This is a genomic window from Hymenobacter sp. DG25B (genome assembly GCF_000801315.1).
Taxonomy (GTDB): domain Bacteria; phylum Bacteroidota; class Bacteroidia; order Cytophagales; family Hymenobacteraceae; genus Hymenobacter.
In genome coordinates this window covers 2,120,799-2,143,879 of record NZ_CP010054.1, presented here as the reverse complement: position 1 = coordinate 2,143,879, position 23,081 = coordinate 2,120,799, and the positions used below count along the sequence as shown (strand labels likewise).

Annotated in this window: 25 protein-coding genes; 18 read left to right on the top strand and 7 right to left on the bottom strand. The window is 56.8% G+C overall.

Annotated elements, in window-relative coordinates:
• Positions 1–143: 143 nt before the first annotated feature.
• From PK28_RS09095 to PK28_RS09075, 5 genes are all read left to right on the top strand, one after another.
• A complete protein-coding gene (locus PK28_RS09095; RefSeq protein WP_044513453.1) occupies positions 144–590 on the top strand; it encodes a type II 3-dehydroquinate dehydratase in 447 nt (148 codons plus the stop codon).
• Positions 591–698: 108 nt separating this feature from the next.
• Entirely contained in the window at positions 699–1,760 is a 1,062-nt protein-coding gene (locus PK28_RS09090; RefSeq protein ID WP_044513452.1) for an aminotransferase class V-fold PLP-dependent enzyme, read from the top strand.
• Between the two features lie 103 nt (positions 1,761–1,863).
• Positions 1,864–2,427: a MarC family protein gene (locus PK28_RS09085; protein ID WP_044513451.1), complete on the top strand. Its 564-nt coding sequence runs from the start codon at positions 1,864–1,866 to the stop codon at positions 2,425–2,427.
• A gap of 62 nt (positions 2,428–2,489) precedes the next feature.
• Positions 2,490–2,960 (top strand): ribonuclease HI, encoded by a 471-nt coding sequence (gene rnhA / locus PK28_RS09080; RefSeq protein WP_044513450.1) that lies wholly within the window; start codon positions 2,490–2,492, stop codon positions 2,958–2,960.
• 59 nt (positions 2,961–3,019) lie between these two features.
• Positions 3,020–3,742 carry a tRNA1(Val) (adenine(37)-N6)-methyltransferase gene (locus tag PK28_RS09075; RefSeq protein WP_231576122.1) on the top strand — a complete coding sequence of 241 codons (723 nt, stop codon included), beginning with the start codon at positions 3,020–3,022 and terminating at the stop codon, positions 3,740–3,742.
• 12 nt (positions 3,743–3,754) lie between these two features.
• Here the strand turns inward: PK28_RS09075 and PK28_RS09070 are convergent, their stop codons facing one another.
• The gene (locus PK28_RS09070) at positions 3,755–5,101 is read right to left on the bottom strand and encodes a saccharopine dehydrogenase family protein (protein ID WP_044513449.1); all 1,347 of its coding nucleotides are present in this window, start codon (positions 5,099–5,101) and stop codon (positions 3,755–3,757) included.
• A gap of 244 nt (positions 5,102–5,345) precedes the next feature.
• Here PK28_RS09070 and cdd point away from each other — a divergent pair, with 244 nt between their 5' ends.
• Both cdd and PK28_RS09060 read left to right on the top strand, forming a co-directional pair.
• Positions 5,346–5,840, top strand: coding sequence for a cytidine deaminase (gene cdd / locus PK28_RS09065; protein ID WP_044513448.1), 495 nt, complete (start codon positions 5,346–5,348; stop codon positions 5,838–5,840).
• 8 nt (positions 5,841–5,848) lie between these two features.
• Positions 5,849–6,511, top strand: a complete 663-nt coding sequence (locus tag PK28_RS09060; RefSeq protein ID WP_044513447.1) for an alpha/beta hydrolase — start codon at positions 5,849–5,851, stop codon at positions 6,509–6,511.
• A 76-nt stretch (positions 6,512–6,587) separates the two neighbouring features.
• Here the strand turns inward: PK28_RS09060 and PK28_RS09055 are convergent, their stop codons facing one another.
• The 4 genes from PK28_RS09055 to PK28_RS09040 form a co-directional block, all read right to left on the bottom strand.
• On the bottom strand, positions 6,588–7,346 hold the full coding sequence (locus PK28_RS09055) for an SDR family NAD(P)-dependent oxidoreductase (RefSeq protein ID WP_044516700.1): 759 nt from the start codon (positions 7,344–7,346) through the stop codon (positions 6,588–6,590).
• 7 nt (positions 7,347–7,353) lie between these two features.
• A complete protein-coding gene (gene porT / locus PK28_RS09050; RefSeq protein ID WP_082017044.1) occupies positions 7,354–8,151 on the bottom strand; it encodes a type IX secretion/gliding motility protein PorT/SprT in 798 nt (265 codons plus the stop codon).
• Positions 8,100–8,828, bottom strand: a complete 729-nt coding sequence (ubiE, locus tag PK28_RS09045) for a bifunctional demethylmenaquinone methyltransferase/2-methoxy-6-polyprenyl-1,4-benzoquinol methylase UbiE (RefSeq protein ID WP_044513446.1) — start codon at positions 8,826–8,828, stop codon at positions 8,100–8,102. Before ubiE ends, porT begins: the two co-directional genes overlap by 52 nt.
• 126 nt (positions 8,829–8,954) lie before the next feature.
• On the bottom strand, positions 8,955–11,291 hold the full coding sequence (locus PK28_RS09040) for an OmpA family protein (protein WP_082017043.1): 2,337 nt from the start codon (positions 11,289–11,291) through the stop codon (positions 8,955–8,957).
• 514 nt (positions 11,292–11,805) lie between these two features.
• On the opposite strand from PK28_RS09040, the gene yihA reads away from it, so the two are divergent.
• From yihA to PK28_RS09025, 3 genes are all read left to right on the top strand, one after another.
• On the top strand, positions 11,806–12,423 hold the full coding sequence (gene yihA, locus PK28_RS09035) for a ribosome biogenesis GTP-binding protein YihA/YsxC (protein WP_044513445.1): 618 nt from the start codon (positions 11,806–11,808) through the stop codon (positions 12,421–12,423).
• A 65-nt stretch (positions 12,424–12,488) separates the two neighbouring features.
• Complete coding sequence (locus PK28_RS09030; RefSeq protein ID WP_082017042.1) at positions 12,489–12,956, top strand: energy transducer TonB; 468 nt, start codon at positions 12,489–12,491, stop codon at positions 12,954–12,956.
• A 26-nt stretch (positions 12,957–12,982) separates the two neighbouring features.
• Positions 12,983–13,585 (top strand): DUF5606 family protein, encoded by a 603-nt coding sequence (locus PK28_RS09025; protein WP_044516693.1) that lies wholly within the window; start codon positions 12,983–12,985, stop codon positions 13,583–13,585.
• A gap of 78 nt (positions 13,586–13,663) precedes the next feature.
• Here PK28_RS09025 and fbp read toward each other — a convergent pair whose 3' ends face one another.
• Complete coding sequence (gene fbp / locus PK28_RS09020; RefSeq protein ID WP_044513444.1) at positions 13,664–14,689, bottom strand: class 1 fructose-bisphosphatase; 1,026 nt, start codon at positions 14,687–14,689, stop codon at positions 13,664–13,666.
• A 137-nt stretch (positions 14,690–14,826) separates the two neighbouring features.
• On the opposite strand from fbp, the gene PK28_RS09015 reads away from it, so the two are divergent.
• From PK28_RS09015 to PK28_RS08980, 8 genes are all read left to right on the top strand, one after another.
• Positions 14,827–16,128: an aspartate kinase gene (locus PK28_RS09015; protein WP_044513443.1), complete on the top strand. Its 1,302-nt coding sequence runs from the start codon at positions 14,827–14,829 to the stop codon at positions 16,126–16,128.
• A 21-nt stretch (positions 16,129–16,149) separates the two neighbouring features.
• Positions 16,150–16,680 carry a GNAT family N-acetyltransferase gene (locus PK28_RS09010; protein ID WP_082017041.1) on the top strand — a complete coding sequence of 177 codons (531 nt, stop codon included), beginning with the start codon at positions 16,150–16,152 and terminating at the stop codon, positions 16,678–16,680.
• A 42-nt stretch (positions 16,681–16,722) separates the two neighbouring features.
• Positions 16,723–17,496 (top strand): enoyl-CoA hydratase-related protein, encoded by a 774-nt coding sequence (locus PK28_RS09005; RefSeq protein ID WP_044513442.1) that lies wholly within the window; start codon positions 16,723–16,725, stop codon positions 17,494–17,496.
• A gap of 151 nt (positions 17,497–17,647) precedes the next feature.
• The gene (locus tag PK28_RS09000) at positions 17,648–18,124 is read left to right on the top strand and encodes a Fur family transcriptional regulator (protein WP_197070390.1); all 477 of its coding nucleotides are present in this window, start codon (positions 17,648–17,650) and stop codon (positions 18,122–18,124) included.
• Positions 18,125–18,186: 62 nt separating this feature from the next.
• Positions 18,187–18,825 (top strand): peroxiredoxin, encoded by a 639-nt coding sequence (locus PK28_RS08995; RefSeq protein ID WP_044513440.1) that lies wholly within the window; start codon positions 18,187–18,189, stop codon positions 18,823–18,825.
• Positions 18,826–18,996: 171 nt separating this feature from the next.
• Entirely contained in the window at positions 18,997–20,256 is a 1,260-nt protein-coding gene (locus PK28_RS08990; protein ID WP_044513439.1) for a 3-deoxy-D-manno-octulosonic acid transferase, read from the top strand.
• 61 nt (positions 20,257–20,317) lie between these two features.
• Positions 20,318–21,244, top strand: a complete 927-nt coding sequence (gene rsgA / locus PK28_RS08985; RefSeq protein ID WP_044513438.1) for a ribosome small subunit-dependent GTPase A — start codon at positions 20,318–20,320, stop codon at positions 21,242–21,244.
• Positions 21,245–21,388: 144 nt separating this feature from the next.
• Entirely contained in the window at positions 21,389–22,288 is a 900-nt protein-coding gene (locus PK28_RS08980) for an NAD(P)-dependent oxidoreductase (RefSeq protein WP_044513437.1), read from the top strand.
• Positions 22,289–22,345: 57 nt separating this feature from the next.
• Here PK28_RS08980 and PK28_RS08975 read toward each other — a convergent pair whose 3' ends face one another.
• Positions 22,346–22,975: a fasciclin domain-containing protein gene (locus tag PK28_RS08975; protein WP_052430546.1), complete on the bottom strand. Its 630-nt coding sequence runs from the start codon at positions 22,973–22,975 to the stop codon at positions 22,346–22,348.
• Positions 22,976–23,081 lie beyond the last annotated feature (106 nt).

The following is a 23,081-nucleotide window of genomic DNA, read 5'->3' as shown; positions in this document are numbered from 1 at the left end:
GGAGTTTAGGAAGAGTATTTTGGGTATTTGCGGCCCCGGCAGGTATAAAAGCTGCGGCCACCCCGTAACTTGGGCCACCTCATGGCAGTTCTGGTGGCTTACAAAGCTACAGTTCTGCCGCTCCAAGTCCCTACGCCTCTCCCATGCAAATTCTCCTTCTCAACGGCCCCAACCTCAACCTGCTCGGCCGGCGCGAGCCGGGCATCTACGGTACCCGCTCTTTCGAAGACTACCTGCCCGAGCTGATTGAGGCCTTCCCCAACCTGACGCTGGAGCATTTTCAAAGCAACCACGAAGGCCAGCTGATTGACAAGCTGCACGAGGTAGGCTTCACCTACCTCGGCGTGGTGCTGAACGCCGGCGGCTACACGCACACCAGCGTAGCCCTGGCCGATGCCGTAGCCGCCATTCACACTCCCGTGGTGGAAGTACACCTGAGCAACCTGCACGCCCGCGAGGAGTTCCGCCAGAAAAGCCTCCTTGGCCGGCATTGCGTGGGCAGCATTAGTGGCTTTAAGCTGGATAGCTACCGCCTGGCCCTGCAGTATTTTGATGGCCTGCGCCCCAAGCGCATGGGGTTTAAAGTATAGTTTCCGGCCGAAATGCTATAACGGGCCGCAGCTCGTTTTACTCGCATAGCCGGGTTGGGCCGCTTACCTTTGCAGCCTCTCTCCTTTCCTCCTGACTCACCTATTTCTATGTATACATTTAACCCTGGCCCTTCGCAGGTTTATCCGCAGGTGCGGCAGTACCTGCAGGATGCCTATGATGAAGGCTGGCTCTCGGTCCCGCACCGGGGCGAGCGGTTCACGGGCCTGATGCGCCAGACCGTAACGGACCTGAAAACCCGCCTGAACGTGCCGCAGGACTACACCGTGTTCTTCATGAGTTCGGCCACCGAGTGCTGGGAGGTCCTCACGCAAAGTCTTACGCCTACCAAAAGCCTGCATTTGTACAGCGGGGCCTTTGGCGAGAAGTGGTACGACTACGCCAAGGCCCTGCGCCCGGCCTCCCAGGGCATAGAGTTTGGCCTGGATGATCTGCCTAACATTGCCAATCTGCCCCTCGACAGCAACACCGACCTGGTGTGCATCACCCAGAATGAAACCAGCAACGCCACCCAGCTGCGCGATGGGTTTATCCTGAACCTGTACAACCGCATTGGCAACTCCCTGCTGGCCGTGGATGCCACGTCGTCGCTGGCTGGTATTCAGATGAAGTACATTAAGGCCGATATCTGGTTTGCCTCAGTGCAGAAGTGCTTCGGGCTGCCGGCGGGTTTGTCGGTGATGCTGCTCTCCCCGCGGGCCCTGGATCGGCTGCGGCATATCAATGAGCGGGCTCACTACAACAGCCTGGCGTCGCAGTATGAGAAGATGCTCAACTTCCAGACCACGCATACGCCCAATGTGCTGGGCATTTATCTGCTGAGCCGCATGCTGCAGGACCGCCCGCCCATTAAGGCCGTGCACCAGCACCTCACCGACCGCGCCACCAAGCTCTACGACTACTTCGACCAGGCCACGCAGCTGCGCCCGCTGGTGCAAAACCCCGAAACCCGCTCCACCACCGTGGTAGCGCTGCAGGGCCCGCCCGCCCTCATTGACGAGGTAAAGCGCCGGGCTCTTACCCAGGGCTTGCAGCTGGGCAACGGCTATGGCAGCTGGAAACCAAACACCCTGCGTATCGCCAACTTCCCCGCCATTCCCGATGCCGCCTTCGAGCAGCTGGTGCAGTTTTTTGCCCGGGACTTTGCTTAAATCGTGAGGTGGTGAAACGGAGTACTGACGCTGGAGCACCAACCTGCTAACCCAGTTGTGCTTGCCCGTAGCTCACCATTTCATCAGCTCACTAGCTCACCGTATGTTCTCACTCAAGGAAATTACTTCCGTCACGCTCACGCTTTTTGCCATCATTGATATTCTGGGCTCCATCCCCATTATCATTCAGATACGGCAGCGCGAAGGTCGTATCAAATCGGAGCTGGCTACTCTGGTGGCGGGTATCCTGATGGTCGTGTTTCTGTTTCTGGGGCAAAGTATTCTGGCCTTGTTTAGTGTTGATTTACAATCCTTTGCACTGGCTGGCTCGGTTATCATTTTCCTCATTGGCATGGAAATGATTCTGGGCGTAGAAATATTTAAACACAACCCCATGGCCAGCGGCACGGGCTCCATTGTGCCCCTGGCGTTTCCGCTTATTGTGGGAGCCGGCACCATGACCACGCTGCTTTCCCTGCGCGCGGTGTATTCCCTGCCCAACGTGCTGGTAGGTATTGTGGCCAACCTGGTGTTTGTGTACCTGGTGCTCAAGAGCAGCCACTGGATTGAGCGCAAGCTGGGCAAAGCCGGCGAGGACATTCTGCGCCGCGTGTTTGGCGTAATTCTGCTGGCCATTGCCATCAAGCTGTTCAAACAGAATTTCTAACCTCTCCTGGCCCGCGCCGGGCTGTGCGCAGCCTGGAGCGGGCTTGTAATTTCATTTTCCTTTTGATTCATTTATTTACCGATGGCTCTTCCCGTGGTAACCCGGGCCCCGGCGGCTACGGCGCCATTTTGCGCTATGGTCACCATGAAAAAGAGTTGAGCCAGGGCTTCCGCCTCACCACCAACAACCGCATGGAATTGCTGGCCATTATTGTGGGCCTGGAGGCCATTACGCGCCCCGATATTCCGGTGCTGGTGGTCACCGACTCGAAGTACGTGGTGGATTCAGTAGAGAAAAAGTGGGTATTCGGTTGGGTGCAAAAACCTGATTTCGGTAAAAAGGCCAACGAAGACCTGTGGCGGCGCTTTTTGAAAGTCTACAAGCAGCGCAACGTGAAATTCCGCTGGGTGCGTGGCCACAATGGCCACGCCGAAAACGAGCGGTGCGACCAGCTGGCCGTGCGCAGTGCCACCCAGGGCCCGCTGCTCATTGATGAAGGCTACGAGTTGATTGAAGCCCGCCGGGCCTCCTAAAGCAACGCCAGCGTCTGTTTCTCATGCAGACGCTTCCGTTTTCAAAACTATTCCATGCCGTGGCTAATTCCTGGTTTCAGTTCAAGCACTTCCGCGTGGAGCAGGGCGCCTGCGCCATGAAAGTGTGTACCGATGCCTGTGTATTAGGCGCCTCCGCCCCACTGGCCACGGCAAAGCGTATTCTGGATATTGGTACGGGCACGGGCCTGCTGGCCCTCATGGCAGCCCAACGGGCCCCCGGGTCTTATATTGAAGCCGTTGAGCTGGACGCCCTGGCGGCCGCTCAGGCAGCCGCAAACGCGGCAGCTTCGCCCTGGGCCGGCCGGCTCCGCGTACACGCGCTTAGCCTGCAGCAATACGTAGCCACCCGCCCGGACCGGTTTGACCATATCATCTGCAACCCGCCCTTCTTCCGTCATTCGCTCCAGTCCCCGGATGCAGCGCGAACTACTGCCCGCCATACTACTGCTGAGACCCTGCCTTTCTCCACGCTGTGCGCCAGCGCGGCCGGGCTACTAACGCCCACCGGACAGCTCACCGTCCTGCTGCCGCCCCCGGAAATGCTGCATCTGGAGCGGGAGGCGGCCGCGGCCGGTTTATACCCCCAACACCGCCTCACCCTGCACCACCGCCCCGGCAGCAAAACGCTGCGCCACATCACCACCTTCAGCCGAAGCGCTGGCCCCGTAACTACGCAGGCTCTGGCTATTCATCAGGGGAATGAGGCGGTTTACTCAGCGGAGTTTCGGGAACTGCTTCAGGAATTTTATCTGGCTTTTTAAGCAGCGGCCCGGTTAGCTGAGCGCGAATTCGTGCTCCTCAAACCGGATGCCGTAATCGGCCGCCAGCTCATCCAGCACGGGCTCATAGATATCAGGGAGGGTAGGAATAACGATACCACGCTGGGGCAGCAATCCTTTCGCCAGGCGGCGCACCACCATGCCCAGCGGCAGGCCCACGGTTTTGGCCATGGCCGTGTGGGTAGCATCATCGCCCAGCACTACCAGAGACGAGGTACGGCGGTGCCGGCGGCCCTGCAGGGTGAAATCGAACAGATGCTGCATCACAATCATATCATGGTCGCCGGGGGCCAGCTGCCATTTCTCAGTAAGCAGGCGCTCCAGCAGTTGCGCGGGCGTGGCATCCGGCAGGTCCAGTGGGCGGTTGGTAAACAGGCCCAGCCACGTAAGCAGGGTCATTTCCTGCCCCTGCGGCGCCAGATTCAGGTAGGCAGCTACCCGCTCCGGCAGGCTGCCAGCGGTGGCGGCTGGCAGGTAGGCTTCTATCAGCTCCTGCCAGGTCATGGCCGCTGCGTTACCCAGGTGCACGGCGTCATCGGTGAGGCCCAGGCGCACCAGCGCATTCCAGGCGGAGCAGTAGCCCGGCCGGCGCAGGGTGCCGCGCAGAATGGTGGGAATATTGTCCAGACCGTAGGGCTGGCGGTAGCTGAGCGAGTCGCGGTTGGCATAGCCTTCAAACTCGCCGAAGCCCGGCACGCTTAGCACTTCGGTGCGGGCAAAGAGCTGCTGGTAGGGAATAAAGCGCGGGTGGCCGTTTTCCAGGTATTTAGCGGTGCTCTGCCCGGCCAATACCACGTTGCGCGGATTCCAGGTGAACTTGTATTTCCACGGGTTAGCGCCCTCAGAGTCCGGGGCCATCAGGCCGCCGCAATAAGATTTAAAGGAGGTGAGCTCCCCGCCCTGCTCCCGTATTTCGGTTAGCGCCCGCATAGCCGACATATGATCCAAGCCGGGGTCCAGGCCACATTCCATCACCAAAGCCACGCCGGCTGCCTGGGCGTCTTCCGCCATCATCCGGATTTCGGGGCTTACATAGCTGGCCGTTACCAAATGCCGATGATACCGCACGCAAGCCTGCGCTACTAAGGGGTGAAACAGCGCCGGTAGCATGGAAATAACAATATCCGCAGTGGGCACCAATACATCCAGCTGCTCCACCTCGGCCACGTCAAAAGATATGGCCTGCGCATAGGCGCTGTGCGCCGCCAGCACCGGGTCCAGATGCGCCGGGTTGACGTCCGCTATGCTTACCTGCCAGTTTTCGACCGGGGCATAGCGTAACAGGTATTGAATGAGCGAAGAAGCGGAGCGGCCAGCCCCCAGAAGCAGAATGCGCGTCATACCAAACAACAGGGTGGGAAATAATGGCCAATGCTACTAAAATCTGCTCAATCCGGCGGGCTTTTCATGCTGGCCCTTCCATACAACTGTCTTAATTGATGCTTTCAGGCATGCTTTAACTCTGTTTAGGCAAGTCATTAATTTAGCTGAAGCGCTTAAGTCAGCAAGAATTGTAGTACATTCACCGCCCCTTACTCAACCGGGGCCACTATCTGGCTTTGGTACGCTTTTTTTTCGCCTGCCCATGGCCCACCCGCTTCATCTGACCATCTCAGTAGAGGTACTTGCCTCTGAAGCCGAACTTTCATCTGCGGAAGCTGCCACTTGGCACGCTGCCCGCACCGCTACCAACGATGCCTACGCGCCGTACTCGCACTTTCATGTGGGCGCTGCGCTATTGCTGGATGATGGCACCCTTTTTCAGGGTACTAATCAGGAAAATGCGGCTTTCCCGTCCGGGCTGTGCGCTGAGCGCACCGCTTTGTTTGGCCTGGCCGCCAGCCAGCCCCAGCGCCGCATTAAGGCCATGGCCGTAGCCGCCCGCCCCGCCACCGGTGATTTTGTGGCCGTCACGTCCTGTGGGGCTTGCCGCCAGGTAATGGCTGAATACGAGCACCGCCAGGGCAATTCCATTCCCTTGCTCCTGCCTGGCCCCGATGGCAGCATCTACCGCTTCCAGAGCATGAGCGACCTGCTCCCCTTCCAGTTTTCGGCCAGCGACCTGCCGCCCCGCGCGTAACCGCCGCCATGCCCACCGCCCAGGAACGCCGGCTTACCGTTACCCGCTCAGCCCGCTATTATCAGGCCGGTGCGCTATCAGAGAATACCCGCCACCTGTGGGTGGTGTGCCACGGCTATGGGCAACTGGGCGCGTACTTCATCCGTCACTTCACCCCGCTTACTGACGCCGACCCTACCTTGGTAGTAGTAGCACCGGAAGGCCTTTCGCGCTTTTATCTGCAGGGCACCAGTGGCCGCATTGGGGCCTCCTGGATGACCCGGGAAGACCGCACCGCGGAAATAGCTGACTACATCAGCTACCTGAACCAGCTGGCCGAAACGATTTTGGTGGAATGCGCAGCTGATGTCCGGATTACGGTGCTGGGGTTTTCGCAGGGCGCTGCTACCGTTAGCCGCTGGTTGGCGCAGGCCACCTTTCGTTCGCAACGGCTGGTACTGTGGGCCGGCGCTTTCCCACCGGATGTAGATTTTACGGTGGCCGCCCATCTAGCCCAGCGCGTCCCTATTTTCCTGGTGTGCGGCACCCGGGATGAGTTTATTTCGGCGGCTGATCTGGAAGCGCAGCAGGCTTTTTTGCAGAAGCTGGGCACCACGCCGCAGGTTATTTCCTTTGATGGCAAGCATGAGCTAAATGCCGCCGTACTGCGCCAGCTGCATGCAAGCGGTTAATTCGCTTGAATCATGAAACAAACAGGCCCCGTTGCTAAGCAGCGGGGCCTGTTTGTTTAGCGCTGTCTTTCTAACTCTAGCTCAGCAGCTCTTTTTTAACCAGCGTGGCCGATGCCTGCGCAGACGGCAGAATGAGTACCTCGGCAATATTTACGTGGGCGGGCCTGGTTACCATAAATTGAATCAGGTCGGCTATATCATCGGCGCGCAGGGGCTCGTAGCCTTGGTACACGGTAGCGGCACGGTCCGTGTCGCCTTTAAAGCGCACTTCCGAAAACTCGGTAGCTACCAGGCCAGGGTTTACCTCGGCCACCCGGATATTGTAGGGCAATAAATCCAGCCGCATGGCTTTGCTCAGGGCAGCTACAGCAGCTTTAGAGGCGCAGTACACATTGCCGTTGGCATACACCTCGTGGCCGGCAATAGAGCCAATGTTGATAATGTGGCCGCGCTTGCGCTCCGTCATGCCCGGCAGCACGGCGTGCGTCACATAGAGCAAGCCTTTCACATTGCCGTCCATCATTCGGTCCCAGTCTCTGGGGTCGCCTTTTTCAATGGGTGCCAGACCGTGGGCATTGCCGGCATTGTTTACCAGCACATCAATGGCCTGAAACTCGGCCGGCAGACTTGCAAATGCCGCTTCTACCGCCTCCTGCTTCCGCACATCAAAAGTGAGAATATGAACGGGGGTGGGTGCCAGCTCGGTAGCCAGCTCTTCCAGCCGCTCCCGGCGCCGCCCGGTAATAACCAGCGAGTAGCCCGCGCGGGCCAGCGCCACGGCCGTAGCCCGCCCAATGCCGGATGAGGCGCCAGTAATCAGTGCAATACCTGCCATAAAGAAGTTATTCAAAGTTCAGATACAGCGTTACGGCGTTGGAGCGTAAACGCTGCAGGTTGCGGCTATAGACGTCTTCGCCGGGCTGCAGCACATTGGGCAGGCCGTGGGAGAAACGCAGTTCGGGCGCAAACTTAAAGAACGGATAAAACATATCCAGCCCCACTCCATACTCCAGGGAGTAGTCCAGATTATCGGTGCGCAGGTAGCTGGTTTCGGGGTCCTGGCGGCGGTTGGTTACGTTATAGCTGCCTTTAGCCCCGGCCACTACGTACATGCGCGTATTGCGCCGCCGCTCTGAGTGAAACTTTAGCAGCAGTGGAAACTCCAGAATGGTGCCCCCTATTTCCTGGTTTTTGATTTCCTCCGGGTCATCCTCGTTTTTAGGCGAATAGTTGAGGGCCTTGTACTCTATGCGCCGCGTAGCAAACGAAACGCCCGGCGTAAAGCGCAGGGTAAAGAAATCAGCTAATCGAGCATCCCCAATGAAGTTGATGCCAAAGCTGGGGGCCACCAGCGCGTTGGAGGAAACTTCCCGGGAGCTTATTCGCGAAGACTGCTCAATGCGGTAGCGCGTGGCGCTGGCATTCAGCTGGAAGCCGCCATGAAACCATTTCTGATCATAGGCGGGCAGGTTATTTACTGTGATGGACTTTACCTGGCCACCCTTGCCGCGCTTGGCGCGGGTAGGGCTTTGGGCCTGGGCCGGGCTGGCCCCGACCAGCAGGCTGGAAGCCGCCAAGGCCCAGCAGGCTATTTGGTGGCGGTATAGATAGAGCTGATGCCGAACGTGAGGGGTTGCCATGCAGTATGAGTAAATCCTACTTGCGTGAGGATATTCAGGAAATCGCGCCCATCCGGAAAGGCCTGCACCGACTCGGGCAGGTAGGTATAGGCAGCGCGGTCTTTGGAAATCAGCTTTCCGAACACGGGCAGAATGTGCCGGAAGTAAAAATTATAGGCCTGCTTCATGGGAAAGGCCGTGGGCTTGGAAAACTCCAGAATGACCATTTTGCCGCCGGGGCGCAATACGCGGTACATTTCGGCCAGTCCTTTCGGCAGGTTCTCAAAGTTGCGCACGCCAAACGAAGCCGTTACCGCATCAAAGGAATTATCCGGAAATGGCAGGTTCTCCGAGTCGCCCAGCTCCAGCTGAATGCGGTTGGCCAGGCCTTTGGCCGCCAGCTTCCGGCGGCCCACTTCCAGCATGCCTTCCGAAATATCGACGCCGGTAATCTGAGCATCTTTGGTGGCGGCCCGGAGCGTTTCAATGGCAAAATCGGCTGTGCCGGTGGCAATATCCAGAATGCGCGCCGGCCGCAGCTGCTTCAGCTCATCCACGGCTTTGCGCCGCCAGTAAATATCCGTGCCGGCACTCAGGAAGTGGTTAAGGAAGTCATATTTGCCAGCAATGCTGTTGAACATGTTTGCTACCTGCGACTTCTTGCCGGCGGCATCATCTTTATAAGGAACTACGGACATACTTCGGGAGCTGAACGAATAAAAGGGGGCCGAATTGCCCAAACATAACGCCACGCCCGCAATTATGTTGAAAAAAAAGGGCCGGGCGATGTGCCCGACCCTTTTTAAGGCAAGTATCTGAGCTACTTACGGCTTTACCGTAGTAGTATCAGTAGGCATTGTATTCATGTTAGCCGGCGCGGTTTGCATAGAATCCGTGGCGGGAGTGGTAGTGGGCGTCAGGTTAGCGGGCGTAGCGCCTTCCACCTGCAGCTTGGTCTTGCCGTCGGCATCCTTCACTTTGGAGTCAATCTCACCGTCTTTGATGACGGTTTTCGACTCTTCGCCGTTCGGGCCTTCGGTTTTCACTTTCACTTTGTCGCTGTCCTCATCCACCTTGGTTTTCACCTTGGTGCCATCGGCCATCTTCACCTTGCTCTTGCCGGGCACCAGCTGATTGCCGGTGCTGGTACCGGTTGAGCCAGTGCCGGTGGTGCGGGTGGTACCCGTGGTAGTAGTGCGCTTAGCACCGGCTGCCGGAGCCGCGGGCTGCGTTACTTTCAGGTTGTCCATCGACTGGCCATCCTTCAGAATCACACGGAACTCTACGCGGCGGTTGAGCTGCATATTCTCGGGCGAATCGTTGGGAGCAGCCGGACGACGCTCACCATAGCTGGTGGTTACCATGCGGGTTTCACCAATACCGTTCCGCTTCAGGTAGTTGTAAGCAGCATCGGCGCGGTTCTGACCCAGTACCATGTTGTACTCATCGGTGTTGCGCGAGTCGCAGTTACCCTCAATGGAGATGTTCAGGCCGGGGTTGGCTTTCAGGACACGGGAGATGTTGTTCAGCTCCGTAACCGACTCCGGACGCAGGTTATACTTGTCCGTATCGAAGTAAATCTTCTTAAAGGCAAACATACCGGCACTGGTGGTGTCCATGTATGGCACATAGAAGTTCTTCTCAATAACTGTGGAGTCCTTGGTGGCAATAGGCACCGCAAATTCTTCGGTAGTAATGTTCTTACCGTCTTTGGAAACCGCTACCTGGTAGGTACGGCCGGACAGCACGTTTACCTCATAGTTACCGGAGTCAGGCTTGGTTACGTCGCGGTAGCTCAGGGCCGTTTTATCGGCCTGGGTGCCGCTAAACACCAGCTCTACGCCTGGAATTACCGTCACACTATCACGCGAGGAAATTACCTTACCGCGGATGATGGCATTCTTGATGTAGTTGATGGTGTAGATATCTTTTTCACCATAGCCGCCAATGCGGTACGACGACAGATAGGCGTAGCTGCCATCCGGGCTCAAACGGTAGTAGCTGTCATCATCGGGGGTGTTGATGGGGTAGCCCATGTTCTCGGCCTGGCCCCAACGACGGCCAATGGAGTCGTACTCCGACTTGAAGATGTCGTAGCCACCCATGGTATTACGACCCCGCGAAGAGAAGTACATGGTTTTGCCATCCTTGCTCAGGAAGGGGCTGTCATCATCATACTTGGTGTTGATGTTGCTGCCCACTGATTTCGCCTCACCCCAGTCGCCGCCGGGCTGGCGGGTGGCGTAGTAGATATCCAGCGTACCGTCCTCCGAATATTTCCCGGTAGAGAAATAAATAGTCAGGCCGTCTGGCGTAATGTAAGCATCCGACTCAAACTGGTTGGAGTTGATGTTACCATTCAGTTTCTTAGGCTCGGTCCAGTCGCCGCCGGCTTTCTCAGAATAGAAAATATCACCGGCTTTATCCTGGCGATACATCAGCATCTTGGTGTCATTGTCGAACACCTGGATGGAGGCATCGTGGCCTTTACCGTTGAGCACGCCGCTCAACGAACGGGGCTTCGACCAGTTCTCGTCGTCAATGCGCTCCGCTTCAAAGATATCCTCATAGTACTCGCCGTCGGAGGCCAGGTTACCCTCGCCTTTCTTAGCGCCTTCTGCGGAGGTATTAGCACCGGTTACGTTCTCACCCCGCGAGGTGAATAACAGGAGCTTATCATCCGAAGAAATTACCGGGCTGTGCTCAGAGAAGGGCGTGTTAATCGTGGGGCCCAGGTTCTTTACAAAGATATCCTTGGGGCTGTTGAATAGCACTTTCGCGTTTTTGCTGTGCTGAATCAATTGGGCCAGCTCGGCTTTACGCGTGTCTTTTTTCTTCAGGGTAGCATTGTAAGCCTGGTAGTGAGCCACGGCCTCATCAAAGTTGTAGTTGAGATGGTCTACCCGGCCCAGCCAATACTCTACGTCTTTGGAAACCTTGGGCTTAAGCCGCTGGGCTTTGTAGATATAGTCGCTGGCCTTCTCCTTATCAAAGGACATATAGGAAATACCGGCCCGGAACAGTGCCAAAGCATTGTTGGGGTCCTTAGCCAGTACCTGTTCATAAAAAGGAATAGCAGCCCGATAGTTTTCTAAGTCGAAAAGCTTGTTTGCAGTCTTTAGCTGCTTGCGGGTGCTTTGGGCCAGCGTGGGCTGGGCCACCGCAGTGGCAAGGGCGAAGGCGCAAGAAACTTTTAATAACCTTCTGACTACGTTGTCCATTTGGGAGGAGATTTTGGGAATAAGACGGAAGTTCTCTGAGGGAAAAATCCTCTGCCGAACGCAGAGGGCATTTTTAAATTGCCCTGTTATACTGAAAAGGCTATTTAAGGTTAGCAACTAGCAGGAGACTGGCTAAAATTGCAGACGGTAAAAAGCTTTTGCAGAGGGTATTTTCGGGGAATTTTTGCCGAAAAAAAAGACCGTTTCGGGCAAAGATAGAAACTTTATTATACGTCCATACTTCTATACTCTTTCTTAAGTATAGAAATAGTCAAATGTCAGGTGAACAAGCAAGAAGCCATGTTTTTTCAGCTTCCGTACTATAATTCGATTCATGGTAAACTGCGCAAATATAAGGGACCTTTGTAAACTCCAATAAAATCCAAGAAAAAATTTACTTCCAACAGCCGTTTTGGTTTGCCGTATCTTTGTGCTTTCAGCGTCTTTTCCAACTATGCTTATTCGAACGGCAAAATTTCTTACCAGCAATACCCGCGTAGATCAGTGCCCCGCTCCTACTTTGCCGGAATACGCCTTTATCGGGCGTTCCAATGTGGGCAAGTCGTCGCTGATTAATATGCTGACGGACCACCGCGGCTTAGCCAAAACGTCTTCGCTGCCAGGCAAAACCCAGCTGATAAATCATTTTATCATAAATGATGCGTGGTACCTGGTAGACCTACCCGGCTACGGCTATGCCAAAGTGAGCAAAGACTCCCGCGCCAAGTGGGAAAAGATGATCAACTTTTATTTACGGGAGCGGGAAAATCTGGCTTGCGTATTTGTGCTAATTGATTCGCGCCACGCTCCTATTGCTTCTGATCTGGAATTTATTGACCGACTGGGCAATATGGGCGTGCCCTTTGTGCTGGCTTTTACGAAAGCTGACAAGCAATCCGGCTCCCGCACTCACCAGAATGTGCTGACGTATGTAGAAAAGCTGCGCGAAACCTGGGACGAGCTGCCGCAGTATTTCGTAACCTCGGCCACCGAGAAAATGGGCCGGGAAGAGATTCTGACCTTTATTGAGGAAGTAAACCTGAACGCTGCTCCTACCAAGGATAATGCGTAAATTGACGCTGAAATGCCCTTTCTGCGTTTCAGCGTTTATTGACTTTCTCTCTCTTTTTTTGCGACATGAAAAAACACTTGCTTGTTCTGGCTCTGGGCATTTGTAGCCTCTCGCCGGCTTTTGCCCAATCAGTGAAGGTGAAAACCAAAGGCCCTGGCCCGGCTACTCCGGCCAGCGTGGAGGCGGCCGTAGCTACGGCGCAGAATCCGGTGCGCGGCGGCAAAGTAATTCCCGTAGCCGAGTACTATGAAGGCGGCCAGGAGGCTATGTATGCCTTCATTGAAAAAGAAATGAAATACCCGCTCATGGCCCGGCGCAACCGCATCCAGGGCACCTGCATTGTAAGCTTTACGCTGAATACCGACGGCACTTTGTCCGGCGTGAAGCTGGTAAAGCAGATTGGCGGAGGTTGCGGCGAAGAAGCGCTGCGCCTGGTGCATCTGCTCAAATTCAAGAAGCCGGACTACGCTATTCTCACCAGCCTGCCCATCTCATTTAAGCTGCCAGCCCCCGGACAAGCCGCCGCTGAGTAACTTTGCCCCGAACTAACTGCTTTTTTATGCCCTACGACCTGAAGGAAATTGCTGCCATTAGCGGCATGCCAGGCCTCTACCGCCTGGTACGCCCCACCCGTGCCGGTGTTATTGTGGAAACGCTGGATGAGCGTGCCACGCGTTCCGTCGCCTCGGCCCGCAACAAGGTGTCGCTGCTTCACGAAATTTCCATTTATACCGAAGACCTGGACCAGACTGTGCCCCTGACGGAGGTATTTGACCGGATCCAGCAGCACTACGGCGCCGATTTCCCTCTGACGAACAAGTCAGACGACCGGGACCTGACCCAGTTCATGGAAAACATTATTCCGGATTACGACCGGGAGCGGGTGTACATGTCTGACATCAAGAAGCTCGTTACCTGGTATCGTTTGGTAAGCACTACTTTGCCGTACTCGGCAGAAGAAGCCACTGAGGAAGCCCCTGCAGAAGAGCAGGCGGCCAAACCGGAGAAAAATGCCAGCGGCAAGGCCAGTAAGCCTACTGCAAAAGATGAGCTAAGCACTGCCGGCGTAATTTCATCGGCTACCGAAACCGATGAGCCTACCAACCCGGAGGCCGCTACGGAAGCTCCTGCCAAAGGCCGTGGCAAAAAGAAGTCGGAATAGATTTTCATTTCCAAACTCCTAAAAAAGGCCGCCCTGTCAGCAGGGCGGCCTTTTTCTTATGTCGAAAAATCAGCTAAGCTATTTTACAGCCTCGGCATCGGCGTTGGCATACTGGGCCATATATTCTTCGGCTTTTTCCACCAGCTCGGTAGATCCAATGAACAAGGGGCACCGGTCGTGCATGCCGATGGGCTGTATTTCCATGGTGCGCATAAAGCCGTTGCTGGCTTTACCCCCGGCCTGCTCCACAATAAAGGCCAGTGGGTTGCACTCATAGGCCAGGCGCAGCTTACCGTTCTGCACTTTGCGGGTGGCGGGGTACATATAAATACCGCCCTTCAGCAGGTTGCGGTGAAAATCAGCCACCAAAGAGCCAATGTAACGGGCCGAGAAGTGCTGGTCCTTGCAGTGGGCTACAAAGGCCTTCACGCCTTCCGGGAAATCTTCGGAGATGCCCTCGTTAATAGAGTACACCGTGCCGGTTTTGGGCGAAGTGATGTGCGGGTGCGACAGGAAGAACTCACCCAGGGAAGGCTCGTAGGTGAAGCCGTTTACCCCGTTGCCGGTGGTATACACCATCATGGTGCTGGAGCCATAAATAACGTAGCCGGCGGCCACCTGATGCGTACCCGCCTGCAGGCAGTCCTGGTCGGTGCCCTCGGCGCCGGTGGGCGATACGCGCCGGTAAATGCTGAAAATAGTGCCGATGCTGACGTTTACATCAATGTTGGAGGAGCCATCCAGCGGGTCAATGGCCACCACGTATTTGCCCTGCACGTTGCCGGTCTGGATCTTCTCGTCGTCCTCTTCGGAAATAATGGTGCAAACCTCGCCGCCGTTGCGCAGCGCCCGGATAAAGCGAATATTGGCAATAACGTCGAGCTTCTGCTGGTCTTCGCCCTGCACGTTGCGGTTGCCATAGGCCCCGGCAATATCAATGAGGCCGGAGCGGTTGATTTCGCGGTTTACAATTTTAGCGGCCAGGGCAATATCACGCAGCAGCTGGGAAAGCTCCCCGGTGGCATACGGGAAGTCCTCCTGTTTGCGCATGATAAAGCGGTCCAGGGTAGTACCGACGGGTAGCGCGAGTTTGTTATGATCCATTGGGTGGGAAAGTGGGTGGGGTATTCGGGTGGACAAATTTATCGTTTTTCGCCACATCTGGCGGGCACTTCCTACTTTTGGCCTCTTCTCTCCCGTTTGGCAGGGTGGGACTGATGCCAGCTTTTATATCATTGTATATGCAGGAACAGCACGCGCTTAAGGTTTATAAGTTTGGGGGCGCCTCCGTGCGCAATGCTGCCGCTATTCGCAATCTGGTAGAAATAGTGCGCCAGTTTGGTACCGATGAGCACTTGCTGATTGTGGTTTCGGCCATGGGCAAAACCACCAATGCGCTGGAGGATATCTTTCACCGGGCGTATTCGGCCCTGGACTACCAGGAGCAGTTACTAGCCCTGCGCGACTTTCATTTTACCGTGGCCGATGAACTGTTTGGCGCCACCTGGCAGGAGGAGGAAGCAGCGGCGGCTACCGTGCCCGGCACAGTTACCCTGCCCGGCCTGCTGGAGCAGCTGAGCGGCCAGCTGGCCACCCTGGTGCGCGGGGAGTATGACCGGCAGTACGACCAGATTGTGAGCTTTGGCGAGCTGCTGGCCACCCTTATTGTAGCGCGGGCCCTGGAAGCCGAATGGCTGGACTGCCGCCCCCTGGTGCGCACCGATTTTATGTGGCGCGAAGGCCGCCTGGACTGGCCCACCACCGAGCGCAACATCCGCGCCCTGGTGCCGGATCTGCTGCGGCGGGGCCCCGTAGTTACCCAGGGTTTTCTGGGCGGTACCGCCAGCGGCCAGACCACCACACTGGGCCGCGAAGGCTCCGACTTCTCGGCCGCCATTTTCGCGCATTGCCTGCAGGCCGAGTCCGTTACTATCTGGAAAGACGTGGCTGGTTTGCTGAACGCCGACCCCAAGATTTTTGCCAACACCGTGCGTTTTCCGGAAATCAGTTACCAGGAAACCATTGAAATGGCCTACTATGGGGCATCCGTTATTCACCCCAAAACCATTAAGCCGCTGGCCGTGCGCCGCATCCCGCTGTATGTAAAGTCGTTTCTGGATCCCACGGCGGAGGGCACCAAAATCCATGACTGCCGGCATGAGTCGTTGGCGCCGGCCTTTATCCGCAAAACGGGGCAGTGCCTGGTTTCTTTTGAGTCGAAGGACCTCACTTTTATTTCGGAAGAAAACCTGGAAGTGATTTTTGGGGCCTTGGCGCAGGTGCGGCTCAAAATTCATCTGATGCAGAATTCGGCCATCAGCTTCTCCGTGTGCACCGATTTTTCCGCCTACCGGCTAGAGCAGCTGCTGGATATGCTCTACGAGCAGTTCACCATTCATTATAATACGGGGCTGGAACTGTATACCATCAAGAATTACGATGCCGCCAGCATTCAGCAGCTCACGGAAGGCCGGGAGCTGCTACTGGAGCAGCGCACCCGTCAGACCTTCCAGTTTGTGTGCCGCAGCACCGTAAAGGAGTAGGTGGAATAAGCGGCCGCTACCATGATAACCACTCCTCGCCTGCAACTGCTTCCCTGCCGACCGGAGCATTTTGCGGCCATGCTGCAGCCGGATCTGCCAGCATTAGCTCAGCTGCTCCACGTGGAGCCAGATATAGACTGGCTGCAGCAGGACCTGGTGTGGGAGGTGGTGTCTCAAGCCGCGCAGTTTCTGACAGAGCATCCGGAAGCAGCCCATTGGTGGCTGTATTTTTTTATTCATGCAGAATATCAGCAGGTGGTGGGCGTGGGCGGCTTCAAAGGCCCTCCCACCCAAGGCACCGTAGAGCTGGGCTACAGTATAGCGCCGCATTTTCGGCAGCAGGGTTATGCCACTGAAGCCACACGAGGTATGCTTCAGTTTGCTTTTGACCACCCGGAAATTTTGCAGGTGCTGGCCCACACGCTTCCCGGCATCAATTATTCTACTCAGGTGCTGGCTAAAACGGGTTTCACTTTTCAGCAAGTAATAGAGGACCCTGAGGATGGTTTGGTGTGGCAATGGCGCCTTTTAAAGCCCGACTATTCCGTGTAATTCTTCGTTTTTGTCTCCCCGATTTTTAAATCCCCTCTCCCCATGGAATTTATAACCGTAACCCCCGAGGCCCGGCCGCACGTGGCTCTTATTCAGCTAAACCGCCCCAAGGAGTTGAATGCTCTGAATCTGCAGCTGATGCAGGAAGTAGCCGCCGCCCTGAAGGACTTGTGCGCCAATGATGCCGTCCGCGTGATTGTGCTCACCGGCAATGAGCGGGCCTTTGCCGCCGGCGCCGACATCAAGCAGATGGCGGGCCGCACCGCCATTGATATGCTGACCATTGACCAGTTCAGCACCTGGGACCAGATCCGCAAAACGCATAAGCCGCTGATTGCCGCCGTGTCGGGTTTTGCGCTGGGCGGGGGCTGTGAGCTGGCCATGACCTGCGACATGATTGTGGCTTCCGAAACCGCGCAGTTTGGGCAGCCCGAAATCCGGATTGGCACCATGCCGGGCGCGGGCGGTACCCAGCGCCTCACACGCGCCCTGGGCAAGACCCGGGCCATGGAAATGGTGCTTACCGGCAAACCTATTTCGGCACAGGAGGCGGAAAAGCACGGGCTGGTAAACCGGGTGGTGCCCGTGGGCCAGTATCTGGAAGAGGCCTTCCGGCTGGCCGCCAGCATTGCGGAAATGTCGCCGGTGGCGGCGCGGCTGGCCAAGGAATCCGTAAACCGGGCGTTTGAAACCCACCTGGATGAAGGCCTGCACTTCGAGCGCAAAAACTTTTACATGACGTTTGCTTCCGAAGACCAGAAGGAAGGTATGGCGGCCTTCGTGGAAAAACGCAAAGCCGATTTTAAAGGTCGCTAAGCCTGGCAATCAGCCTGATTACCAGATAGTGTAGACGTGCTGAGAGGCAGCCATTCCGGTGGCTGCCTTTTGCATATTCCATAGAGGGATGAAACAATTTTGCGGCCGTGCGGCTTATAGACGTACCTTTGCGGAGAATCATTCTTATCTGGTGAGCCACTTAACTGACAACGCGCCTTTGCACTCTACCCCGCCCAGCCGGCCGCGCCTGCGTGAGCTGTTGGGGCAGGCCGGCCTGCGCGCCACGCAGCAGCGCATCCTGATTCTAGAGAGTTTAACCCAATTCAGTGGCCACCCGACCGCCGAGCAGGTGCACCGCTCCGTGGTGGGGGTTTCGCCCACTATTTCTCTGGGTACGGTATACAAGGCCTTGGATAGCTTTGTGGCGGCCGGCCTGACCAAGCGGGTAGCGGCGGCCGATGGCACCTCGCGCCGCTATGATGCCGACTGCTCCGCCCACCATCATCTGTTTTGCACCGATACGCAGGAAATCATTGATTACTGCGACCCGCAGCTGGATGCCCTCATCCGGGACTTCTTCGCTACCCGCGGGCTCAAAAATTTTCAGCCTACTTCCTTTTCGCTGCACATTACCGGCTCCCGCCTGGATGCGCAGCAGAATGACTAAGGCTTTCTTCTCCCTTCTGTTTTCAACTTTCTTTTTTCACTCCAAATAACTCAAGCACCACTATGGCAGTTCTTGTTGGCAAGCGCGCTCCTTCGTTTAAAGCTACCGCCGTTATCGATGGCGAATTTGAAGAAGATTTCTCCCTGGACCGTTACCTGGGCAAAAAGCACGTTATCTTCTATTTCTATCCCGCTGACTTCACCTTTGTTTGCCCTACTGAAATCATTGCATTCCAGGACCGTCTGGCTGATTTTGAAGCAAAAGGCGTGGCCATTGTAGGCTGTTCTACCGATACCCACTTCTCGCACTTTGCCTGGCTGCAAACCCCGCGCGACAACGGCGGCATTTCCGGCGTAACCTACCCGCTGGTGGCCGATGCTACCAAGACCATTGCCTCGAACTACGATGTACTGGGCGGCCACTTTGACTACACTGAAGCCGGCGAAATGACCTTCGTAGGCTCGCCGCTGGCGTACCGCGGCCTGTTCCTGATTGATAAGGACGGCATTGTGCGCCACCAGGTGGTAAACGACGGTCCGCTGGGCCGCAGCATTGACGAAGCCATGCGTATGGTTGACGCGCTGCAGTACTTTGAGAAGAATGGTGAAGTGTGCCCCGCTAACTGGGAAGAAGGCAAAGAGGCTATGGAAGCTACCCGTGAGGGCGTAGCTAACTACCTCGGCAAGCACGCTGCTCATTAATTTTTGGGCTTTGGGCCTCAGCGCTCCAGCCTTACTTTACAAAAGCCCCGCCCAATTGGTCGGGGCTTTTTCGTTTCCGGGGCGGGAAACGCCTACTTTTGCAGGCCCCAAGGTTTTTTGCAAAACAAAACCCTGGTTTAGACTTTAGAAGCACCTTCCAAGCTCCGCCCATTGCGTTTCCTGTATTCTCTGGCCCTGCAACTCTACGCGCTGCTGCTGCAGCTGGTAGCGCCCTTTGTGCCCAAAGCGGCGCAATGGGTGGAGGGCCGGCGTGGGCTGTTACCGCGCATTCAGGAAGCGCTGCGCCAGGAAACGGCGCCTCTGGCCTGGTTTCACTGCGCCTCTTTGGGCGAGTTTGAGCAGGGCCGCCCCCTGATGGAAGCCTACAAGGCCCGCCACCCGGACCATAAAATTGTTCTCACGTTCTTCTCGCCCTCCGGCTACACGGTGCGCCACACCTGGCCCGGGGCTGCCTACGTTTTCTATCTGCCGCTTGATACCGCCCACAATGCCCAGGCTTTTCTGGATGCGGTGCAGCCCCGGCTGGCGGTTTTTGTGAAGTACGAGTTCTGGTACCACTTTCTCACGGAGCTGCAGCGGCGGCAGGTGCCGTCCATCTGCGTATCGGCTATTTTCCGGCCGGAGCAGGTGTTTTTCAAGCCCTGGGGTGGTTTCTTCCGCCAGGTGCTAGGCCGCTTCACGCACATTTTCACTCAAAACCAGGCCTCTACGGAACTGCTGCGCACCATTGGCCTCACCCGGAGCAGCGTAGCCGGCGACACCCGCTTTGATACCGTGGTGCAAACGGCCTCGGCTGCGCCCCGCCAGCTGCCGATGGTTGATGCATTCGTGGACGACTGGGCGCCAGTCTTTATCATCGGTAGCAGCTGGCCGGAAGATATGCCTGTGCTTACGCCCCTGCTGCGCCAGTATTCCCAGGACCTGCGCTTCATTGTGGCCCCGCACGAAATCAGCGAAACCAATTTGCGGCTGGTGGAAGAAGCCCTGCCGGGCAGCGTGGTGCGCTACTCCCAGGCCCGCCCGGAAACGGTGGCCGAGGCCCGCGTGCTGCTGATGGATAACGTGGGGCTGCTGAGTCAGCTGTATCGGTTTGGGCATTTTGCCTACATCGGTGGGGCCTTTGGCAAGGGTTTGCACAACACGCTGGAAGCGGCTGCCTTCGGCTTGCCGCTGTTCTTTGGACCTACGTACCAGAAGTTTCAGGAAGCAAAGGATCTGGTGGCCATGGGGTGTGCTTTCCCGGTGAACTCAGCCGAGGAGTTGCTGAACACATTTGGCCCCCTTTTTCACAATGAAGACCGCCGCCTGAAGGTGCAGGACGTGAGCCTGGATTACGTGCACGACCATAGCGGGGCCACGCGCAAAATCATGACCTGGCTGGAAAGCAGCGTAAAAGAAAAGTCAGCCTGAGTTGACTGTTATTAGCCGCTTCCCATCCGCTTCACTTCTTCCCAACTCTCACTTCCTTCCCATGACCGGAACCATCGTCAAATCAACGGGCTCGTGGTATATAGTGCGGGAGGCCGGCACCCGTAAGCTGCACCGCTGCCGCCTACGGGGCAAGTTTAAAAACCAGGGCCTGAAGGTGAGCAACCCCCTGGCCGTGGGCGACCAGGTAGATTTCACAGTAGAAGAGCAAACCGAAGGCGCCGGCGTGATTCACCACATTGAGCCGCGCCGCAACTACATTATCCGGCGCTCGGTGCACAAAAGTGAGCACTCCCACATTGTAGCCGCCAACCTGGACCAGGCGCTGCTGGTGGTTACGCTGGTTTCGCCGGCTACTTCGTTTGGATTTATTGACCGGTTTCTGGTAACGGCCGAAGCCTACCACATTCCCGTTACGCTCATCTTCAACAAAACCGACTTATACGACGAGGAGCTGGCCCACTATCAGGAGCAGATTCTAAATATGTACCAGCGCACCGGCTACCCGGGTTTGCGCTGCTCGGCGCACACCGGCGAGGGCGTGGCGGAGATTGAAGCGTTGCTGGAAGGCAAGGTGACGCTGCTTTCGGGCCACTCGGGTGTGGGCAAGAGCACGCTGATTAATGCCCTAGTGCCCGATTTGGCGCTGAAAACCGCCGAAATCAGCCAGTTTTCTGATAAAGGCGTGCACACCACCACCTTTGCCGAGATGCTGGAGGTGCGCCCCGGCACCTACTTAATTGATACGCCCGGCATTAAAGAGCTGGGCCTGGTAGACATGAAACCCGGCGAGCTGGCGCACTATTTTCCGGAGATGCGCGCCCTGCTGGGCCAGTGCCGCTACCACAACTGCCAGCACCAGCACGAGCCCGGCTGCGCCGTGCGCGAAGCCGTGGAGAAAGGCCGCATTGCCCTGCCCCGCTACGACAGCTACCTGAGTATGCTGGCCGGCGAGGACAACCGGAAGTAACCGCTGAACAGGTAGTTACGGCCGCTACTACGCATTCCTCAGCTAGAGCAACAGGCAGCACTACAGCCGAGCTGCTAAATTCTATATGGCCGGGAAATGCCCTTAGCCCGGCAGATTTACGTTTCCTTCTGAAACACGAATCTTATGGCACAACTTGCGCTTTTGGGCCTGGGCCACATGGGTCAGGCCATGGCCGCCAACCTGCTGAAGGCCGGTCATCAGCTGACGGTATATAATCGCACCCAGGAAAAAGCCGAGCCCTTGGTGGCTATGGGCGCCACGGTGGCAGCCAGCCCGGCCGAAGCCGTAAAGCAGGCCGAAGTGGTATTTACCATGGTGACGGGTGACGCTGCGCTGCAGAGCCTGGCCCTGGGCATAGATGGTTTTTTGCCGGCTATGGTACCGGGCTCCATCCACGCCTCCTGCAGCACGGTGGCCCCTGCCACCAATCAAATGCTGGCCCGCCTGCACGAGGAGCACAGCACCACGCTGGTAAGTGCCCCGGTGTTTGGCAAGCCCGATGCCGTGCAGGCCGCTAACTTGTGGGTATGTTTGTCCGGGCCAGAGGCAGCCAAAAGCCGTTTAGCGCCGTTATGGCCCGCCATCAGTCAGGGTCAATATGATGTGGGCGAAGACCCGGGCGCGGCCAGTACCGTGAAGCTGTGCGGTAATTTTATGCTGGGCGCCGCCATTGAAGCCATGGCCGAAGCCTTTACGCTGGCGGAAAAAAGCGGCGTAAGCCGGCAGCAGATTTATGAAGTTATGACGGGCACCATCTTCAACAGCCCTATTTATAAAAGCTACGGCCATATGGTAGCTACCGAGGACTACAAGCCCTTGGGCGCGGCGCCCCACATCCTGCGCAAAGACCTGGACCTGGTGATGCACGAAGCTCAGGACCACGGCGTGCCCATGCCCATTGCCAACATCGTGTTCAATCACCTCACCACCACCGTGGCCCGCACCGCCGGCGACGAAGACTGGACGTCCTTTGCCAGGCGGGTATCGGAAGAAGCCGGCCTGCGGCTCCCGGCCCTGACTTAAGTAAAAATGCCCGCCCTTTGCAGGGCGGGCATTTTTGCAGGCAGATTTAGCAACTGCTTAATTGGCAGCCGGCGGCAGCAGCACCTGGTTTATCACGTGCGTTACACCGTTGCTGGATACTACATCCGGAATGGTAACGGCGGCATTGTTAATCATTACCTGGCCGTTGTTCACGGTTACTTTCACCTTTTCCCCGTTCACGGTGGTCAGCTCCTGTCCGTCATGCAGGTCGGAGGCCATAATTCGGCCGGCGATAACGTGGTATTTCAGCACGCCGGCCAGCTTCTCTTTGCTTTCCGGCTTCATCAGGCCCGCCACCGCGCCGTTTGGCAATTCATTAAAAGCGGCATTGGTGGGCGCAAAAACGGTGAACGGGCCGCTGCCCTTCAGGGTCTCTACCAGCCCGGCGGCTTTCACGGCGGCTACCAGCGTGGTGAGGTCTTTAGAGTTCACGGCATTGTCTACAATGTCTTTATCGGGCGTCATCATGGCACCGCCTACTTCTACGCCTGCGGGCTTGCCCATGCGCGCAGAGTCCGTCATCAAAGCCGCCGAGTCTACGGTTGGGTTGGGGTTGATGGTCGTTTCCGTGGTTTCGGTGGTTTTCTGGTCGCCGCAGCTGGCCAGGCCCAGGGAGAAGGCGGCCGCGAACAGGGCCAGAGAGGTGGTACGCAGGGTCTTTTTCATGAAACGCGTGAAAGATTTTTGGTGGATGGTAGAGTAGCCGCGCGTGGTTTTCTGGCGGCGGTGAAGTCCTTACGAAACCAAAGGAGGCCTCGGATGTTCACCGTAG

Excerpts from the sequence above, each read along its gene's own strand:
- PK28_RS09095 (WP_044513453.1), top strand. The coding sequence starts at position 144 with ATGCAAATTCTCCTTCTCAACGGCCCCAACCTCAACCTGCTCGGCCGG.
- PK28_RS09090 (WP_044513452.1), top strand. The coding sequence starts at position 699 with ATGTATACATTTAACCCTGGCCCTTCGCAGGTTTATCCGCAGGTGCGG.
- PK28_RS09085 (WP_044513451.1), top strand. The coding sequence starts at position 1,864 with ATGTTCTCACTCAAGGAAATTACTTCCGTCACGCTCACGCTTTTTGCC.
- PK28_RS09070 (WP_044513449.1), bottom strand. The coding sequence starts at position 5,101 with ATGACGCGCATTCTGCTTCTGGGGGCTGGCCGCTCCGCTTCTTCGCTC.
- cdd (WP_044513448.1), top strand. The coding sequence starts at position 5,346 with ATGGCCCACCCGCTTCATCTGACCATCTCAGTAGAGGTACTTGCCTCT.
- PK28_RS09060 (WP_044513447.1), top strand. The coding sequence starts at position 5,849 with ATGCCCACCGCCCAGGAACGCCGGCTTACCGTTACCCGCTCAGCCCGC.
- PK28_RS09055 (WP_044516700.1), bottom strand. The coding sequence starts at position 7,346 with ATGGCAGGTATTGCACTGATTACTGGCGCCTCATCCGGCATTGGGCGG.
- porT (WP_082017044.1), bottom strand. The coding sequence starts at position 8,151 with ATGGCAACCCCTCACGTTCGGCATCAGCTCTATCTATACCGCCACCAA.
- ubiE (WP_044513446.1), bottom strand. The coding sequence starts at position 8,828 with ATGTCCGTAGTTCCTTATAAAGATGATGCCGCCGGCAAGAAGTCGCAG.
- yihA (WP_044513445.1), top strand. The coding sequence starts at position 11,806 with ATGCTTATTCGAACGGCAAAATTTCTTACCAGCAATACCCGCGTAGAT.
- PK28_RS09030 (WP_082017042.1), top strand. The coding sequence starts at position 12,489 with ATGAAAAAACACTTGCTTGTTCTGGCTCTGGGCATTTGTAGCCTCTCG.
- PK28_RS09025 (WP_044516693.1), top strand. The coding sequence starts at position 12,983 with ATGCCCTACGACCTGAAGGAAATTGCTGCCATTAGCGGCATGCCAGGC.
- fbp (WP_044513444.1), bottom strand. The coding sequence starts at position 14,689 with ATGGATCATAACAAACTCGCGCTACCCGTCGGTACTACCCTGGACCGC.
- PK28_RS09015 (WP_044513443.1), top strand. The coding sequence starts at position 14,827 with ATGCAGGAACAGCACGCGCTTAAGGTTTATAAGTTTGGGGGCGCCTCC.
- PK28_RS09010 (WP_082017041.1), top strand. The coding sequence starts at position 16,150 with ATGATAACCACTCCTCGCCTGCAACTGCTTCCCTGCCGACCGGAGCAT.
- PK28_RS09005 (WP_044513442.1), top strand. The coding sequence starts at position 16,723 with ATGGAATTTATAACCGTAACCCCCGAGGCCCGGCCGCACGTGGCTCTT.
- PK28_RS08995 (WP_044513440.1), top strand. The coding sequence starts at position 18,187 with ATGGCAGTTCTTGTTGGCAAGCGCGCTCCTTCGTTTAAAGCTACCGCC.
- rsgA (WP_044513438.1), top strand. The coding sequence starts at position 20,318 with ATGACCGGAACCATCGTCAAATCAACGGGCTCGTGGTATATAGTGCGG.
- PK28_RS08980 (WP_044513437.1), top strand. The coding sequence starts at position 21,389 with ATGGCACAACTTGCGCTTTTGGGCCTGGGCCACATGGGTCAGGCCATG.
- PK28_RS08975 (WP_052430546.1), bottom strand. The coding sequence starts at position 22,975 with ATGAAAAAGACCCTGCGTACCACCTCTCTGGCCCTGTTCGCGGCCGCC.